This window comes from Vibrio sp. 1288, from assembly GCF_033344475.1.
On record NZ_JAWPOX010000578.1, the window covers coordinates 1 to 676 of the forward strand.

Below are 676 nucleotides of genomic sequence, written 5' to 3' on the forward strand. Positions count from 1 at the left end.
AACTTGTTTTAGGCTCAAAATATGGATTAGTTAAAGCGGAGGCTTCAAAACTATTGGTGTCAAACCCGCCAGAATCCCGCTTTATTGTTAGCCAAGTGATGCTTGAAAACGATGTAATCCAAGTGGGGAGTTCCGACCTTGATGGGATTAAGCTGCCTTATGGTTCTTCGCTGAGTTTTGTCTTTGGCATCATGCCTAAACCGGATAGCCAGAACCTGTACTACCGCTTAAACGAAGACGATCGATGGCAGACCTTAGAAGGGGGTCAGTTAACCTTAGAGCACCTCAACTCTGGGGAATACCACCTTCAAGTGAGTAACGAGTCACAGGTAACGGCGGGCGTTGTTGGTTTAGAGTCTCGTTTTGAAGTGCTCAAACCATGGTATCTATCCCAGCTTGCGATATTAGGCTTTTTCGTCTCAATTTCTACGCTTATCGGTCTTATCATGTACTGGCGATCACGATATGTTATGCAAGCAAACCGAGAGCTTGCTGCTCAGGTCACTCTAAAGACCAACCAGCTAAGGCATCAAAGCCGCGTATTATTGACGAGTAACCAACAGTTAAGAAAGCAAATTCAGGTTAGAAATCTATTAGTTGACCATGTTGCTCAGTCTATAAAAACCAGCGTCGATTATATCTCGTCAAAATTGCCAGTGGAGAGAGATTCCATCAC

Annotated in this window: 1 pseudogene; it reads left to right on the top strand. The window is 44.2% G+C overall.

What is annotated here, in order from left to right:
- Positions 1–676 (top strand): annotated as a pseudogene (locus tag R8O11_RS28135) (AraC family transcriptional regulator); the annotation flags it as partial.